14 protein-coding genes are annotated in these 15,596 nt (G+C 72.3%); 9 read left to right on the forward strand and 5 right to left on the reverse strand.

Going from position 1 to position 15,596, the window contains the following annotated elements:
* Nucleotides 1-22: 22 nt before the first annotated feature.
* The gene (locus ACWGPE_RS07810) at nt 23-862 is read left to right on the forward strand and encodes a DNA-formamidopyrimidine glycosylase family protein (RefSeq protein WP_452048463.1); all 840 of its coding nucleotides are present in this window, start codon (nt 23-25) and stop codon (nt 860-862) included.
* Nucleotides 863-906: 44 nt separating this feature from the next.
* Here ACWGPE_RS07810 and ACWGPE_RS07815 read toward each other — a convergent pair whose 3' ends face one another.
* Nucleotides 907-1,122 (reverse strand): hypothetical protein, encoded by a 216-nt coding sequence (locus ACWGPE_RS07815; protein WP_231430465.1) that lies wholly within the window; start codon nt 1,120-1,122, stop codon nt 907-909.
* Between the two features lie 338 nt (nt 1,123-1,460).
* Entirely contained in the window at nt 1,461-2,930 is a 1,470-nt protein-coding gene (locus tag ACWGPE_RS07820) for a chlorohydrolase family protein (protein ID WP_452048464.1), read from the reverse strand.
* Between the two features lie 150 nt (nt 2,931-3,080).
* Here ACWGPE_RS07820 and ACWGPE_RS07825 point away from each other — a divergent pair, with 150 nt between their 5' ends.
* From ACWGPE_RS07825 to ACWGPE_RS07850, 6 genes are all read left to right on the forward strand, one after another.
* A complete protein-coding gene (locus tag ACWGPE_RS07825) occupies nt 3,081-4,292 on the forward strand; it encodes an amidohydrolase family protein (RefSeq protein ID WP_452048465.1) in 1,212 nt (403 codons plus the stop codon).
* On the forward strand, nt 4,276-5,514 hold the full coding sequence (locus ACWGPE_RS07830; protein WP_452048466.1) for an MFS transporter: 1,239 nt from the start codon (nt 4,276-4,278) through the stop codon (nt 5,512-5,514). The genes ACWGPE_RS07825 and ACWGPE_RS07830 overlap by 17 nt, the downstream gene beginning before the upstream one ends.
* A gap of 77 nt (nt 5,515-5,591) precedes the next feature.
* Entirely contained in the window at nt 5,592-6,398 is an 807-nt protein-coding gene (locus ACWGPE_RS07835; protein ID WP_452048467.1) for a GNAT family N-acetyltransferase, read from the forward strand.
* Nucleotides 6,399-6,453: 55 nt separating this feature from the next.
* Nucleotides 6,454-7,314, forward strand: a complete 861-nt coding sequence (locus tag ACWGPE_RS07840; protein ID WP_231430470.1) for an Fpg/Nei family DNA glycosylase — start codon at nt 6,454-6,456, stop codon at nt 7,312-7,314.
* 54 nt (nt 7,315-7,368) lie between these two features.
* Complete coding sequence (locus ACWGPE_RS07845; RefSeq protein ID WP_275505668.1) at nt 7,369-7,971, forward strand: GNAT family N-acetyltransferase; 603 nt, start codon at nt 7,369-7,371, stop codon at nt 7,969-7,971.
* A 23-nt stretch (nt 7,972-7,994) separates the two neighbouring features.
* Complete coding sequence (locus ACWGPE_RS07850; protein ID WP_275505669.1) at nt 7,995-8,456, forward strand: nitroreductase family deazaflavin-dependent oxidoreductase; 462 nt, start codon at nt 7,995-7,997, stop codon at nt 8,454-8,456.
* Here the strand turns inward: ACWGPE_RS07850 and ACWGPE_RS07855 are convergent.
* Nucleotides 8,419-10,323 carry an anthranilate synthase family protein gene (locus ACWGPE_RS07855; protein ID WP_452048468.1) on the reverse strand — a complete coding sequence of 635 codons (1,905 nt, stop codon included), beginning with the start codon at nt 10,321-10,323 and terminating at the stop codon, nt 8,419-8,421. The genes ACWGPE_RS07850 and ACWGPE_RS07855 overlap by 38 nt on opposite strands.
* A 186-nt stretch (nt 10,324-10,509) precedes the next feature.
* On the opposite strand from ACWGPE_RS07855, the gene ACWGPE_RS07860 reads away from it, so the two are divergent.
* On the forward strand, nt 10,510-11,337 hold the full coding sequence (locus ACWGPE_RS07860; RefSeq protein ID WP_452048469.1) for a putative protein N(5)-glutamine methyltransferase: 828 nt from the start codon (nt 10,510-10,512) through the stop codon (nt 11,335-11,337).
* Nucleotides 11,338-11,350: 13 nt separating this feature from the next.
* Here the strand turns inward: ACWGPE_RS07860 and ACWGPE_RS07865 are convergent, their stop codons facing one another.
* Nucleotides 11,351-12,019, reverse strand: coding sequence for a phosphoribosyltransferase (locus ACWGPE_RS07865; RefSeq protein WP_231430475.1), 669 nt, complete (start codon nt 12,017-12,019; stop codon nt 11,351-11,353).
* A gap of 245 nt (nt 12,020-12,264) precedes the next feature.
* Between ACWGPE_RS07865 and ACWGPE_RS07870 the strand changes: the two genes are divergently transcribed.
* Nucleotides 12,265-13,899: a substrate-binding domain-containing protein gene (locus ACWGPE_RS07870; protein ID WP_452048470.1), complete on the forward strand. Its 1,635-nt coding sequence runs from the start codon at nt 12,265-12,267 to the stop codon at nt 13,897-13,899.
* A gap of 66 nt (nt 13,900-13,965) precedes the next feature.
* On the opposite strand, the gene ACWGPE_RS07875 is transcribed toward ACWGPE_RS07870, so the two are convergent.
* Nucleotides 13,966-15,504, reverse strand: a complete 1,539-nt coding sequence (locus tag ACWGPE_RS07875) for an MDR family MFS transporter (RefSeq protein ID WP_231430477.1) — start codon at nt 15,502-15,504, stop codon at nt 13,966-13,968.
* Nucleotides 15,505-15,596: the final 92 nt, after the last annotated feature.

Genomic DNA, 15,596 nt, shown 5'->3' on the forward strand with positions numbered 1-15,596 from the left:
GTCGTCGTGCGAGGCTGGACGCATGCCCGAGTCACCAGAGGTGCAGGCGCTCGCCGACGAGCTCGACGAGCGACTTCGCGGTCACGAGATCACGGCGGTCGACGTCGTCGAGTTCCGCACGGTGAAGACGCGCACGGCGCCGCCGACGTCGCTCGTCGGCGAACGCGTCGAGGGGGTGTCGCGTCACGGCAAGCTGCTCGACCTCGTGCTCGGAACGGGCCACCTCGTGGTCTCGCTCGGGCGGCACGGCTGGGCGCGCTACGGATCCGACGACGAGGTGGATGCCTCCGGCGACGGCCGGCCGCCCGCACTCGCGATCGTCGAGTTCGACGACGGCACCGCTGTCGAGTTCACCGATGCCGGCGAGTGGGTCTCGCTCGGGCTCTGGGTCGTCGACGACCCCATCGCGGTGCCGGCGGTGGCGAAGCTCGGGCCCGATCCGGCCGATCCCGAGTTCACCCGGGCCGACTTCGACGCCGCCGTCGAGGGGCGACGCAAGCAGGTGAAGGCCGTGCTGCAAGAGCAGGAGTCGATCGCGGGCATCGGCAACGCATACTCCGACGAGATCCTGCACGCCGCGAAGCTCTCGCCCGTCAAGCACGCGGCGGCGCTCGACGAGGCGGCGCTCGACGGGCTGTTCGCGAGCACGGTCGGGGTCGTCAACCGGGCGATCGATGATCGGCGGGGTGTGCCGATCGACCGCCTCAAAGCGGAGAAGGTCGCCGCCATGCGCGTGCACGGCCGGGCGGGCGAAGCGTGCCCGGTCTGCGGCGACACGGTGCGCGACTTCACGTTCGCGAGCACGACGGCGCAGTACTGCCCGACGTGCCAGACCGGCGGCGAGGTACTGCCGCTGCGCTGAGCGGGCACCCTGTCGTTGCGGCGTCGAAGCGTCGGGCGGGCGGCTCAGGCTGCGAACGGGGCGTGGGCGATGCGGACGCGGCTCGTCGCATCGGGCGCGGCGGTGAACCGGCCGGGCTGCCCCTCGGGCGTCAGGTACTGCACGCGGATGCCTCGGCCCACCCGGGTGAGCTTCGTCACCTCGTAGGCGCGGCCGGTGGAGCTCACGAGCGTGTCGCCGACACGAAGTTCGCGAGTCTGCCGCAGTTCCGTGACCTCCATGTTGAGATGATCTCAGCACCCACCGACATCGCATCCCGGGACCGTTCCGCGTTCGGCGTACGGGAGGCCTCGGGCCGGGCACGGGGTGTTCCGTCGTTCTCGGTCGAGCGGCGAGCACGTCGGCCGACTGGGCAAGGATCGGTGCGCGCCCGAGCTCGATATGGGCGTAGGCGAGCGAGCCGGCGAGCTCGGCATTGCCCGCGAGGAGGGCCTCACAGAGCCGTTCGTGCTCGTGCGCCTGCTCGTCGTCGCGGATCGCCGGCGATGATCGCGTGCAGGAGAGCGCGATGGACGCGATGGGCGAGCGCCTCCTCCCAGTGCTGGTTGATGGTGCCCGCTCAGCCCGCCACCGGGAAGACGGGCGGGAAGAGCTCGTCGGGCGTGCCGTGCCGGGCGTCGCGCTCGCTGTAGCCCGCGCGCAGCTTCGCGAACAGCCGTTTCGTGTCGGCGCGCACCGCGTCGAGGTCCACACCGGGCACCCGGCCGTCGCGCATGACGACGCGGCCGGCGACCATCGTCAGGCACGCGTCGCGCGCGGTGCCGTTGAGCACGAGCGTGCGGATCGGGTCTTCGGTCGGCCCCATCCGCACATCGTCGAGGCGGAACGCGGTGAGGTCTGCGGTCGCACCCGCCTCGATCCGTCCGAGGTCGGGCCGGTGCAGCGCCCGCGCGCCGCCGAGGGTGGCCGCGTCGACGTAGGCGGCGATGTCGCCCTTCGCGAGGTCGCCGTGCTGCACCTTCGCGGCGGAGACGCCCGTGTCGATCCCGCGGATGAGGTCGGGCGGGAACGAGTCGGTGCCGAGCGCGAAGTTGACGCCCGCGTCGCGGTAGCGCGCGAAGTCCCAGAGCTCGGCCCCGTACCGGGCGTTCGTGAGTGCGCAGTGCACGATCGAGACGCCGGCCTCGGCGAGGCGGCCGAGGTCGCCGCGGTCTTCGCCGTGCACGAGGGGGTGCACGTCGATGACGACGGCGTGGGGCACGATCACGCGATCGTGCAGCAGGCCGTGCGCCTCCAGGTGGTCGAGCGGCGTGCGCCCGTACCGGGCGATCACGTACCCGCGCTCGAACTCGCCCTGCAGGGCGTGGATGCGCACGAGTGCGTCGCGCGCCTCGGCGGCGGCGGCCGTCGCCTCCATGAGCTCGGCGGAGAGGGTCTCGATGCGACAGGGCAGGAAGACGCCGGTCAGCAGCGGGTCGTCGAGCTCGCGGATGCCATCCACGAATCGGATCGCGTCGGCGAGGCCCGCGCGACCCTCCTCCTCGATGAATCGGATGTCGCGGGCACCGGTCTCGTCGACGACGGGCACGCCCGATCGATACGACGGTCCGAGGAACCCGCGCAACCCGATCCGGCTCGAGAACTCGGCCATCGCGAAGAAGTCGTCGGCCGACTCCGCCCATGCGGAGTGCACCTCGGAGGCGATGGGCATGTAGCTCGTGATGCCGTGCAGCGCGAGCTGCACGAGCGCGATCTCGCGGATGCGACGGCGCTCGGCCTCGGTGAACACGTGCGCTCGCCGGTCGAAGTACTCGGTCGACCACTGCAGGCGGGGGCCGTCCTCGCCGCTCGACCACGAGTCGAGGATGAGGTGGTCGATGTCGGTGAGCGCATCCAGATCGATGAGCCCCGGCATGACGAGGCTCTCGCCGAGGTCGATGCGCTCGTCGACCTCCAGGTCGCGCGCGCCGACGGCAGGACCGGCGTACACGATGCGATCGCCCTCGGTCACGACGGCACCGTCTCTGATCTCGGTGTGGCTCGTGCCGTCGAAGGCGAGCAGGTGATCGGCGGTGATCAGCGTGCGCACGGGTATCCTCTCGAAATATTTGGTATACAAAAGATATCACCATGGATAATCCTTGGGTCACACTCCTGCGCAGTCTCGTCCGATGCTGGAAAGTGTGAAGTTCTTTTGGTATACGAAAAGCCTTGGTGTCGCCACGAAAGGAACTCCAGCATGCTCATCCGTGACGTCCGCCCCTGGGGCGGCGACCCCGTCGACCTCGTCATCGACGGCTCGCGCATCAGCGGGATCCGGCCCCACGACGCCGCCGCGGCCACCGAAGCGGACACGGTCGACGGTCGGGGCCGCCTCGCGCTGCCCGCGTTCAGCGACGTGCACGTGCACCTCGACTCGAGCCGCATCGGCCTGCCGTTCCGCCCGCACACGGGTCGGCCCGGTGTCTGGGACATGATGATGAACGACCGGGAGAACTGGCGCAGCACCGACGTGCCCCACGACGAGATCGTCGCCGGCACTCTCGAGCAGATGATCGCGAAGGGCACGACCCGGGTGCGGTCGTACGCGCAGGTCGACGTCGACTGCAGGCTCGAGAAGTTCGACGCGGTCGTCGCCGCGAAGGAGAAGTTCGCCGCGCACGCCGACGTGCAGGTCATGACCTTTCCGCAGGCCGGCATCCTGCGCGAGGCGGGCACCGTCGAGCTCCTCGAGGAGTCGCTCAAGCAGGGCGCCGACGTCATGGGCGGCATCGACCCGAGCCAGCTCGACCGCGACCCGGCGAAGCACCTCGACATCGTGTTCGGCCTCGCCGAGAAGTACCAGGTCGAGATCGACATCCACCTGCACGAGCCGGGTGAGCTCGGCGTGTTCAGCACCGAGCTCGTGCTCGAGCGCACGCGCGCGCTCGGCATGCAGGGCAAGGTCACGATGTCGCACGCGTACGATCTCGGCTCGGTGTCCGAGGCGGTCAGCCGCCGCCTCATCGACGAGTTCGCCGATCTCGACATCGCGATGGCCACCGTCGCGCCGTCGACGACGGGCCACCTGCGGCTCGTCGACCTCGCGGCGGCGGGCGTGCGCGTCGGCCTCGGCGAAGACGGCCAGCGCGACTACTGGAGCCCGTACGGCAACTGCGACATGCTCGACCGCACCTGGCAGCTCGCGTTCGTCAACGGGTTCCGCCGCGACGACCACATCGAGCTCGCGCTCGCCGTGGCGACCATGGGCGGCGCGAGCATCATGTCGCATGATTCGCCCCGCGTCACGGGTGTCGGCGACCGCCCCGGCGTCGCCGTCGGCGACCGCGCCGACCTCGTGCTCGTCGACGGTGAGACGCCCACGAGCGCGGTCATGGACCGGGGTCGCGACCGCACCGTCATCCACGACGGCCGCGTCGTCGCCGATGGCCTCCGTGTCGTCGGCGCCTGAGCGGCGGGCCGGGCGCAAGCGGCGGGTGGATGCCGGCACGACCGCCGGCCTCGTCGCCGCCCTCCTGATCGGGGTGAACCTGCGCCCCGCGATCACCGGCGTCGCGGCGCTGCTCGACGAGACCCGCCTCGCGTTCGGGCTGACCTCGGCCGACGCGACCGTGCTCGCGACCCTGCCCGTCATCGCCTTCGGACTCACCGCCCCCGTCGGCCCCTGGCTCGCGAGGCGGGTCGGCGTCGCCCGCGCACTCGCATGGTCGATGGCGGCGCTCGCCGCGACGCTCGCGGCTCGGGTCGTCGCGTCGGTGCTCGTGCTGCCCGGCACCTTCGTCGCTGGCGTCGCCATCATGGCCGCGGGCACGCTGCTGCCGCAGTTCCTCAAGGAGCTCCGCGCATCGGGACTCTGGGTCGGCCTCAGCAGCATGTCGTTCGGCGTGGGCGCGGCGCTCGGGGCCGGGCTCGCCGTGCCGGCGTACACGGCGACCGGTTCCGCGCCCGTCGCGCTCGGCATGTGGGCCCTCCTCGCCCTCACGGCGACCGCGGCGACGGCGTTCGCGGTGCGACGTGGCGCGGGCCGCGGCGGAGCGGTCGAGCGTCCCGGGCTCCGGCTGCCGCCCGGCGGTGGCTGCACGATCGGGCTCGTGACGGCCGTGTTCGGGCTGCAGGCCCTGCTCTACTTCGCGGTCACGGCGTGGCTCCCGCAGTTCCTCGCCGATCGGGGCGAGCCGCCCGCCGTGCGCGGTGCGCTCCTCGCATGGTTCAGCATCGCCGGGTTCGTGCCGACCCTCATGACGCCCGTGCTCGCCCGCAGGCCGCGTGTGCTGGCGTGGTTCGGCCCCGGCCTGGGCATCGCCGTCGCGGTCGGCCTCGGGGCGCTCCACCTCGCCACGAGCGACGGGTTCGTGCTCGTCGTGGGCCTGCTCGGCGCCGTGCAGAGTGCGGCGTTCGGGCTCGGCATCAGCCTCATCGTCGGGATGTCGGCGAACGCCGCATCGGCCGGAGCGATCTCGGCGATCGCACAGGGCGGCGGCTACGCCATCGCCGGGGCGGGATCGCTGCTCGTCGGCGTCCTGCACGAGACATCCGGCGGCTGGGAGTGGAGCTTCGCATTCATGGCCGTCATCGCCGTCGTCTTCGCGGTCGCGGTCGCCCTCGTGATCCGCCGCGAACCCGTCGATCTCGTGATCGCCGGGCCGGTGCCTGCCGAGCGGGCCGGTCGCTGACCGCCCCGGCCCGGCCGGCGCCCTCCCGCACGGCCCCGGCCGGGGCGATCGGATGCCTCGCGCCGGAAGCCGCGCGGATGGGCCATCATGGAGCGGTGACCGACGCCGCCGCATTGCTGCACGCCTACGACGACCAGCTCCGCACCGACGCCGAGACGGCGCACGCCGTCAGGGCCGAGCGGCGCGGGCCGCTTCGACTCGCGATGTTCCCCGGCGGGTACGGCTTCGTGAGCTACCGCGACCTCGAGGGCGTTCGCGAGGATTCGATGGGCGAGCTCGTGGGCTCGACCCTCGCGCACTTCGCGGCCGACCCGGCGATCACGGCCGTCGAGTGGAAGACCCGCGGGCACGATCGCGCACCCGGCCTCCTCGATGCCCTCGTCGCGCACGGGTTCGTCGCGGAGGAGCCGGAGTCGATCATGGTCGGCGAGGCCGCTCTGCTGACGGCCGACGTGCCGCTGCCGGAGGGCGTGGTGCTGCGACGCGCCGCCGACGAACGGGATGTGCGGGCGATGAGCGCGATGCAGGACGAGGTGTTCGGCGACCCGGTGTCGGCCGAGCGCGCCGACGATCTGGTGCGGCGGCTCGACGGCGACGACGGCACCGAACTCTGGATCGCCGAGGCCGACGGGCGCATCGTCAGCGCCGGACGGCTCCAGCCGGTCGAGGGATCGGACTTCGCCGGCATCTGGGGCGGCGCGACGCGCGAGGAATGGCGCGGGCGCGGTATCTACCGCGCACTGACCGCGGCGCGGGCGCGCTCCGCGCTGGCGATGGGCAAGCGATACCTCCACAGCGATTCGACCGAGTTCTCGCGCCCGATCCTCGAGCGGTCGGGCCTCGTGAAGGTCTCGACGACGACGCCGTACGTCTGGCGGGCCTGACGCAGCGCGCGATGCACCGGGTGCGGATGTCGCCCGTCGGTGACAGGATGCCTCTGTGCCCGAGCTTCCCGAAGTGCAGGCGCTCGTCGCCTTCCTCGACGAGCGGCTGACCGGGCGTGCCTTCGCCTCGTTGCGGGTCGCGGCGATCTCGGCGCTCAAGACGTTCGACCCGCCGCTCTCCGCGCTCGAGGGCGAACGCATCGACGGCGTGCATCGGCACGGCAAGTTCGTCGACGTCGAGACGGGTGGTGCGCACCTGGTGTTCCATCTCGCGCGTGCCGGCTGGCTGCGCTGGTACGACGAGGTGCCGAAGACCCCGGTGAAGCCGGGCAGGTCGCCGCTCGCGCTGCGCGTGCGCCTCGACGACGGGGCCGGATTCGACCTGACCGAGGCCGGCACGAAGAAGTCGCTCGCGGTCTACGTCGTGCGCGACGTCGCCGACGTCCCCGGCATCGCGCGGCTCGGCCCCGACCCGACCGCCGCCGACTTCACGCTCGACGATTTCGCCGGCATCCTCGCCGGGCGGCGCACGCAGATCAAGGGGCTGCTGCGCGACCAGTCGGTGTTCGCAGGCATCGGCAACGCCTACTCCGACGAGATCCTGCACGCCGCGAAGCTCTCGCCCTACCTGCTCGCGGCGAAGCTCACCCCCGAGCAGACCGAGGTGCTCTACCGGGCGATGCGCGACACCCTCGCCGAGGCGGCGGCCGTGGCATCCGGTCGCCCTCCGGCGGAGCTGAAAGACGCGAAGCGCCGCGCCATGCGCGTGCACGGCCGCACCGGCGAGACGTGCGAGGTGTGCGGCGACACGATCCGGCAGGTGATCTTCGCCGACTCGACCTTCCAGTACTGTCCGACCTGCCAGACGGGCGGCAAGCCGCTGGCCGACCGGGTGTTGTCGCGGCTCGTGAAGTAGCGCCCCGCCTGCCGCGGGTGGCACACCGTCGGTGCCGGATGGTAGGCAGGGGGGATGACGACTTCCGACGTGGCCTGGCCGCGCCCCGCCGGCCCGCTCGAGCTCCGGCTGCCGACCCGCGAACTCCTCGAGCAGGTCCTCGTGTGGCGCAACCGCCCCGAGGTGACCCGGTGGCTGCTGCGCACCGAGGTCGAGCCCGAGGCGTTCACGAAGACCTGGCTCGACGGCATCGACGACCCGCTCGACCACTCGGCGATCGCGGTGCTCGACGGCGAGGTCGTCGGCACCGGATCCCTCTGGATCACCGATGCGATGGGGCAGACCCACGGAGACCCGGCCGAGTACGTGCGCGCCGAGGCGGGCATCGGCTACGGGGTGGCCCCGCACCACGCAGGTCGCGGGTTCGCGACCGAGATCGCCCGCGCGCTCATCGACCTCGCCGTCGACGAGCTCGGCGCGCACCGCGTGACCGCCGGCTGCTACGCCGACAACATCGCCTCGTGGAAGGTCATGGAGCGGCTCGGCATGCGGCGCGAGCAGCACGGCGTGCGCGACTCGTGGCACGCCGAGCTCGGGTGGATCGACGGGTACACCTACGCCATCCTCGCCGACGAGTGGCGCGAGCGGCGGGTCGCCGAGCGGACCGCGGCGAACTGAGCGCGGCGAACGAGAGGCGCGCGGTGGATCTCGGCGCGAAGATCCTGACGACCCGGTGGGCGGTCCGACTCCCGATCCCGATGTTCACGGCCGGGTTCGGCTTCCTGTTCTTCGGGCGGCTGCTCATGCTCGAGCATCGCGGACGGGTGAGCGGCGAACGCCGGTACGTCGTCGTCGAAGCGGCACGGCACGAGTCGCGCGATCGCATCGTCGTCGCCTCGGGGTTCGGGCCGACCGCGCACTGGTACCGGAACCTCGAGGCCGAACCCAGGTGCGGCGTCAGTGTGGGCTGGCGCCGTCGGGTCCCCGCGCGCGCCGAGCTGCTCGACGCCGTCGAGAGCCGTGCCCTGCTCGACCGCTACGCGCGTGAACGCCCGAAGACGTGGGCGATGCTGCAGCGCTCGATCGTCGATGCGACCGGCGAAGCCGACCCCGAGATCCCGATGGTCAGGCTGCACCTCGAGCCGCGACATCCGCGCGGCTGACCGCCCCCGGCCTCGCACCGGCATCGAGCACCCCGTCGACGAGGCGCTCGAGCACGGCGAGACCGTCGATCGAGAGCACCGACTCGAGGTGCCCCTGCACCGATGCGACGCCGGCGCCGTTGAGGCCGTGCACGGCGCCGGTGTGCGGGTCTGCGGCGATCTCGAGCCCGTGTCGCGGGGTGCGGTCGAGCCCCGCATCGTACGCCGTGAACGTGTTGTAGTACCCGATCGTCGCGGTCTCGCCGAAGAGCGCGACCTCGCGCTGCAGGCCCTGTTGCGGTGCGGCCAGCGGTGCGACGGCGAGACCCGAGAGACGGGCGAGCACCTGGTGGCTGAGGCAGACGGCGAGCATCGGGCGCCGCTGGCCGAGCCGTGCGGCGATGAGCTCGTGCAGCCGGAACAGGCGCGCGTCGCCGGCGTCGCGCGGGTCGCCCGGGCCGGGGCCGAACACGACGAGATCCTCGGCGGCGTCGAGCGGGGCCTCGTGCCACGGCACGATCCGGGACGAGACGCCGAGGTGGTGCAGCTGGTGCGCGAGCATCGTCGTGAAGTCGTCGCCCGCGTCGACCACGAGCGCCGACACGCCGCGCGGGGGAGCGGCGGGTTGGGGCGCGATCCAGAAGGGCGCGAGGTGCGCGTTGCGCTCGGCGAGCGCGACCGGGTCGGAGGCCGAGGCGTCGCCCGTGGTGCCGGCGACGGCGGATCCGCCTCGTGCGTCGTCCTGCCGCGGGATGGCACCGAGCGCCGTGAGCATCCCGGCCGCCTTCGCGTGGGTCTCGGCCACCTCGCCGGCGGGGTCGGAGTGACGGACGAGCGTCGCGCCGACGGGCACGCGCACGCTGCCGTCGCCGTCGAGGTAGGCGGTGCGGATGAGGATCGGCGCGTCGAGGTCGTAGCCCGACGCCGTCGGCGTGAACCGCGCGAGCACGCCCGCGTAGTAGCCGCGCGGCGTGGTCTCGTGGCGGGCGATCACGGTGCAGGCGTTGCCCATCGGCGAGCCAGTCACGGTCGGGGCGAACATCGTGCGGCGCAGCACCTCGCGGGGGTCGAGGGTGCTCCGGCCCTCGAGCACGTACTCGGTGTGCGTGAGGCGGGACATGCGCTTGAGGAACGGCCCGCGGATGCGACCTCCGTCGGGGCAGACGGCGCTCATCATCTTGAGTTCCTCGTCGACGACCATCACGAGCTCCTCGCGCTCCTTGACGTCGGCGAGGAAGGCCTCGAGGGCGTCGTTCGACGGCGGGCCGTCGAGGTGGCGGAACGTGCCGGAGATCGGGTTCATGGTGACGACGCCGCCGACGCTCGAGACATGGCGCTCGGGGGTCGCGCCGACCGCCGAGAGGCCGGGGGTGTGCACCGCGAACGTCCAGTACGCGCCCGCCTCGTGCTCGAGGAGTGCGCGCAGCCAGCCCAGCACGGCGATGGCGGGCCGTTCGGCGGTCGAGCCGGCGAACTCGCGGCGGATCACGAAGTTCGCGCCTTCGCCCTGCCCGATCTCGCGCTCGATCACGCGCCGAACGATCGCGGCGTACTCGTCGTCGGCGACGTCGACGCGGAGGTCGTCGACGACGACCGGATGGCGCGGCAGCAGCCCGGTCGCGGCGTCGACCGCGACCTGCTCGCGTTCGCGCACGACGAGGCATCGGAGCGGAGCGCCGTCGTCGTGCGCGGCGAAACCGCGCTCGCGCACCTGCCGGAACGGCACGAGCGCGAGCACCTCGGCGCCGTCGAGCGGGATGTCGGCGAGGTGCTCGACGTCGAGCACGTCGCCGACGAGCACATCGAGCGTCGCCTCGCGTTCGCGGCGGATGACGGCGAACGCTGGCGGCGTGCTCGCGGCGAGCAGGGCGGTGAGGAGCTTCGTCATGGTGTCTCCGGGTCGGGCCCTCGGATGGACCCTCCGCAGAAACGGAACGACCGCCCTCGGGCGGTCGTGAGTCGTCGGAACGCGCAGGCCGCCTAGGAGGCGGGCCACCAGTTGCGGTTCGACGCGGTCATGTCGAGCACCATACGGCATGACGCGAGGGTGCGCCACCCGTATTACGCTTCGGGAATGCCCGCCGATCCGGATCCCATGCTCGTCGCCCGCCTCCGCGCGGCCGGCTGCGTCTTCGCCGAGGCGGAGGCCGAGCTGCTGGCGGCCGCCACCGACGACGACGTCGAGCTCGAGGCGCTCGTCGTCCGCCGAGTCGCCGGAGAGCCGCTCGAGGTCGTGCTCGGCTGGGCCGAATTCGCCGGGCTCCGGCTCGCCGTCGAACCCGGCGTGTTCGTGCCGCGGCATCGCACCGAGCTGCTCGCCGCAGAGGCCGCCGGGATCGCGCGCGAGGCGACGAGGTCGCACGGACGCCCCGCGATCGTCGTCGACCTCTGCTGCGGAGCGGGCGCCATCGGGGCCGTCGTGGCCGAGACGGCGGGGCAGGTCGACCTGTACGCCGCCGACCTCGACCCGGTCGCGGTGCGCGCGGCCCGACGCAACCTCGAGCCGCGCGGCGGGCGCGTGTTCGAGGGAGATCTCTACGACGCCCTGCCCACCGGGGTCGCGGGCCGCATCGACGTGCTCGCGGTCAACGCCCCGTACGTGCCCACCGACGAGATCGCGCTCATGCCGCCCGAGGCCCGCGAGCACGAGGCGGTGGTCGCGCTCGACGGCGGGCGGGACGGGCTCGACGTGCATCGCCGGGTCGTGGCATCCGCGCGCGAGTGGCTCGCGCCGGGCGGGAGCCTGCTCATCGAGACGAGCGAGTGGCAGTCCGACACGGCGGCCGAGCTCATGCGCGCCGGGGGCCTCGAACCGCGATCGGTGCGGGCCGACGACACGGACGAGGACGACACGGTCGTGGTCGTCGGCCGCCGCCCGCGGGCGACCGACCCGCGAGGCTGACCACGCCGCGCGGTCATGGTCGCCGGCGTTCGGCGAGCAGGCGCGCGACCTCGTCGTCGCCGGTCTGGGCGAAGTCGAGGTAGTGCATGCCGACCGCCATGAATCCCGGCGGTGCCGCGAGGCACACGACCTCGTCGACCTCGGGCGAGGCCTCGAGCGCCGCGAGGCTGTCGGGCGCGGCGACCGGCACGGCGACGACGACCCGGGCGGCGCCGCGGGCACGGGCCACGCGACAGGCGACGCGCATCGTCGCGCCGGTGGCGACGCCGTCGTCGACGACGATCGCGGCGCGCCCCGCGAGCGGCACCGGCGACGCACCGCCGCGGAAGCGCGCCACCCGTGCGTCGAGCTCGGCCCGTTCGCGCTGGAGCACGGCGTCGAATCGCGCACGGTCGACGCGCGCCGACGCGATGACGTCGTCGTTGCGCACGAGTGCGCCCTCCTCGCCGATCGCGCCCATCGCGAGTTCGGGCTGTCCCGGCGTGCCGAGCTTGCGCACGACGAGCACGTCGAGGGGGGCGCCGAGCGCGTCGGCGACGGGTGCGGCGACCGGCACGCCTCCGCGCGGCAGCCCGAGCACGACCGGGTCGTGCAGCGCCGCTGACGCCTGGGAGCGCGACCGTTCGAGGAGCCGGGCGGCGAGTCGCCCGCCCGCCTCGACGCGGTTCGCGAAATGCTCCATGAGAACGGCCAGGATGCCTCGTGGGTGGCTGCACTCTCCTGACTAGCCCGACGCGGCAGGAGCGTCAACCCCTTGCGCGGCGCCGTGAAAGCCGAGGGGACTTCGTGTTCAGGGGCTCGTCGCCTACACTGGTGCAAATCCTTCCCCCGGGCTCCCCGGTTCGGGGCGAACCCGTTCAAGGATTCGGCGGGCCCCCAACCCCGTCACTTGGAGAACCCGTGGGACGTCATACTGTCGCGGCGCCGGTGAAGAAGCCTGCCCGCAATCTCGTCATGTCCGTCGTCGGGGCGGTCGCCGTCGTCGCCGTCGTCGGCACGGGCATCTTCCTCTGGGTCGGAGGGCACCTCGACCCGCTGCTCGCCTCCGCCGAGGCCGGTTGCGACGACCCCCAGAAGCTCGTCGTCGTCGCCGACCGGTCGATCGCGCCGGCGGTCGCCGAGATCGCCGATCGCTTCGACCGCGCGTCGGAGAACTGCGTCACGACGAAGGTCACCCCGCAGGACTCGGCCGACACGTCCGCAGTCCTCGCATCGGGCACCATCGAAGCCGACGCCTGGGTGCCCGAATCGAGTGTCTGGCTCGATCGCATGAATGCGACGGCCGCATCGCTCGGCCAGGCGCCCCCCGTCGTCGAGGCGGGCGGGTCGGTCGCCTCCACGCCGATCGTGTTCGCCGCCGCGGCGACCGACGCCACGGCGCTGGCGAGCGAGCCGGTCAGCTGGTCGCGGGTGCTGCGCGGCACCCTGCCGACGATCCTGCCCGACCCCGAGGCATCCGCGGCGAGCCTCGCGGGCCTCCTCGCGCTGCGCGGCCACGCCTCGCCCGACGATCCGCGGCAGTTCGCGGGCGCGATGCTCGCGCTCGGCAAGTCGATCCCCGCGTCGACGAGCGCCGCCTTCGGCTCGCTCGGTGTGGGTGAGGCTCCGGCGGTCGTCGTCACGAGCGAGGCGCAGGTCGCGGCGTACAACGGCGAAGAGCCGGCCGAGCCGCTCGTCGCCGCGTACCCGGCCGACGGCACCGTCGCGCTCGACTACCCCTTCGTGCATCTCACCCTCGAGAAGTCGAAGCGAGAGGTGCTCGGCGATTTCGAGGCGGCCCTCGCCGACGGGGCGAAGACCTTCGCGAAGCACGGCTTCCGTGCGCCCGACGGCAGCGGGAAGCTCGACCTCGCCGGGGTCGGCGCCTCGGGCCCGGGCGCGGAGCCGGCGACCGACGGTCAGGCCCAGCTCGAGATCCTGCGCGCCTGGAGCGTGCTGACGCTGCGCTCGCGCATGCTGACCGTGATCGACGTGTCGGGGTCGATGGAGGAGCCGGCGGCCAACGGGCTGCGACGCATCGACGTCTTCCAGCAGGCGGCGCTCGGGGCCATGGAGAAGTTCTCGGGCGAGGTGGAGCTCGGGGTCTGGCTCTTCTCCACCGCGCGCAACGGCGACCTCGACTACGAGGACGTCTCGCCGATCGCGCCGCTCGCCGACGCCGCCCACACTCAGCAGATCGCCGGCATCATCCAGTCGCTGCCCGCTCGGCTCGGTGGGGCGACCGGCCTCTACGACACGACGCTCGCGGCCGTGAAGCGCGTGCGCGAGTCGTACGACCCCGAGAAGGTCAACTCGGTGCTGCTCATCACCGACGGGCGCAACGAAGACGAGAACGGCATCGACCTCGACACCCTGCTCGCCGAGCTCAAGAAGCTGGACGACCCGGCGAAGCCCGTGCCCGTGATCATGATCGGCTTCGGGCCCGACACCGACCTCGCGGCGATGCAGCAGATCGCCCAGGCCACGCAGGGCGCCGCGTACTCGGCGACGGAGCCCGAAGACCTCTCGACCGTGCTCGTCGACGCGCTCTCGCAGCGCAGCTGCCGCCCGAACTGCGGCTGACGGCGGCGCGCCCGACGACGAAGGGCGAGGGAGCGGTGCTCCCTCGCCCTTCGGACGTACCGCGGCTCAGTGGCCCACCGGCGCCCCCTGCTCCATGTCGGCCGGGCGGCGGACGAGGAACGCGCCGACGATCGCCACGAGCGACAGGATCGCGCCGACCATGAACGCCGAGCTGATGCCGGCCGCGTTCGCCGCGACGGTCGAGGCGCCGTTCGCCTCGGCGATCGCTGCGCGCGACGTCATCACGGTGATGAAGAGCGCCGTGCCCGCGGCGCCCGCGACCTGCTGCACGGTGCCGACGATCGCCGAGCCGTGCGAATAGAACCTCGGTTCGACCGAACCGAGCGCCGAGGTGAACAGCGGCGTGAACATGAAGGCGAGCGCCGCCGACATGACCATGTGCGCGACGAGGACGAGCCAGGGCGACGTGTGGTCGGTGACCAGCGTCAGGCTCCACAGCACGCCCGACACGACGATCGAGCCCGGTACGAGCAGGGGCGTCGGACCGAACCGGTCGTAGAGCCGGCCCACGGTCGGCCCGAGCAGGCCCATGATGAGGCCGCCGGGCAGGAGCAGGAGACCCGTGTAGAGCGGCTCGAGCCCGAGCACGTCCTGCAGGTAGATCGGCAGCAGGATGATCGTGCCGAACAGCGCCGCCATCATGACGACCATGAGCGCGACCGACAGCGCGAAGTTGCGCGAGGTGAACGTGCGCAGGTCGAGCAGGGCGCGGTCGTGGCGCTGCAGCATCAGCTGACGCACGATGAACGCGGCGATGCCGGCGACGCCGACGGCGAGCGAGACCCACATGGCCGTCGCGTCGGCCGCGCTGCGACCGCTGACGACACCGCCGACGAGGCTGAGCCCGTAGACGAGGCCGCCGAAGCCGAACGCCGAGAGGATCACCGAGAACACGTCGATCGGCAGCTTGCGCGTCTCGCTCACGTTCGTGACGCGGCGGATGCCGATGACGAGCATGACCAGTGCGATCGGCAGCACGAGCCAGAACATGAACCGCCAGGTCAGGTAGTTCAGGATGAGCCCCGAGATCGTCGGCCCGATCGCGGGTGCGACCGACATGACGATCGAGACGCGCCCCATGAACCGGCCGCGGTCGGACGGGGCGACGAGGGTCATGAGCGTCGTCATCAGCAGCGGCATCATGATGGCGGTGCCGGTGGCCTGCACGACACGGGCGCCGAGGAGCACCTCGAAGCCCGGTGCGAGCGCGGCCATCAGCGTGCCGGCCGAGAACAGGCTCATCGCGGTGATGAAGATGGGACGGGTCGGGTACCGCTGCAACAGGAAGCCCGTGATCGGGATCACGACGGCCATCGTCAGCATGAAGGCCGTGGTCAGCCACTGTGCCGCCGAGAGCGTGATGTGCAGGTCGTCGACGAGATGCGGGATCGCCACGCCCATGATCGTCTCGTTGAGGAAGACGACGAAGGTCGCGGCGAGCAGCAGCCAGATGACGCGCGTGTTGCTCGCGCCGTGGGCGGGCTGATGGGCGACGACCGCGGCGTCCTGGGCCGCGGCGTCGGCGTCGACGGCCGGAGTGGAGGCGGTCGAGGGGTCGAGGTCGGATACGGCGCGTTCGGTCACAGAGTTTCCAATCGAGATCGGCGCGGAGCGCGCCGGAACGTGCGTCGAGACGTGAAAGGTGCGGAAGAAGCGGACAGGTGGGTCAACCCGGT

This window comes from Agromyces sp. NPDC055658, from assembly GCF_053618155.1.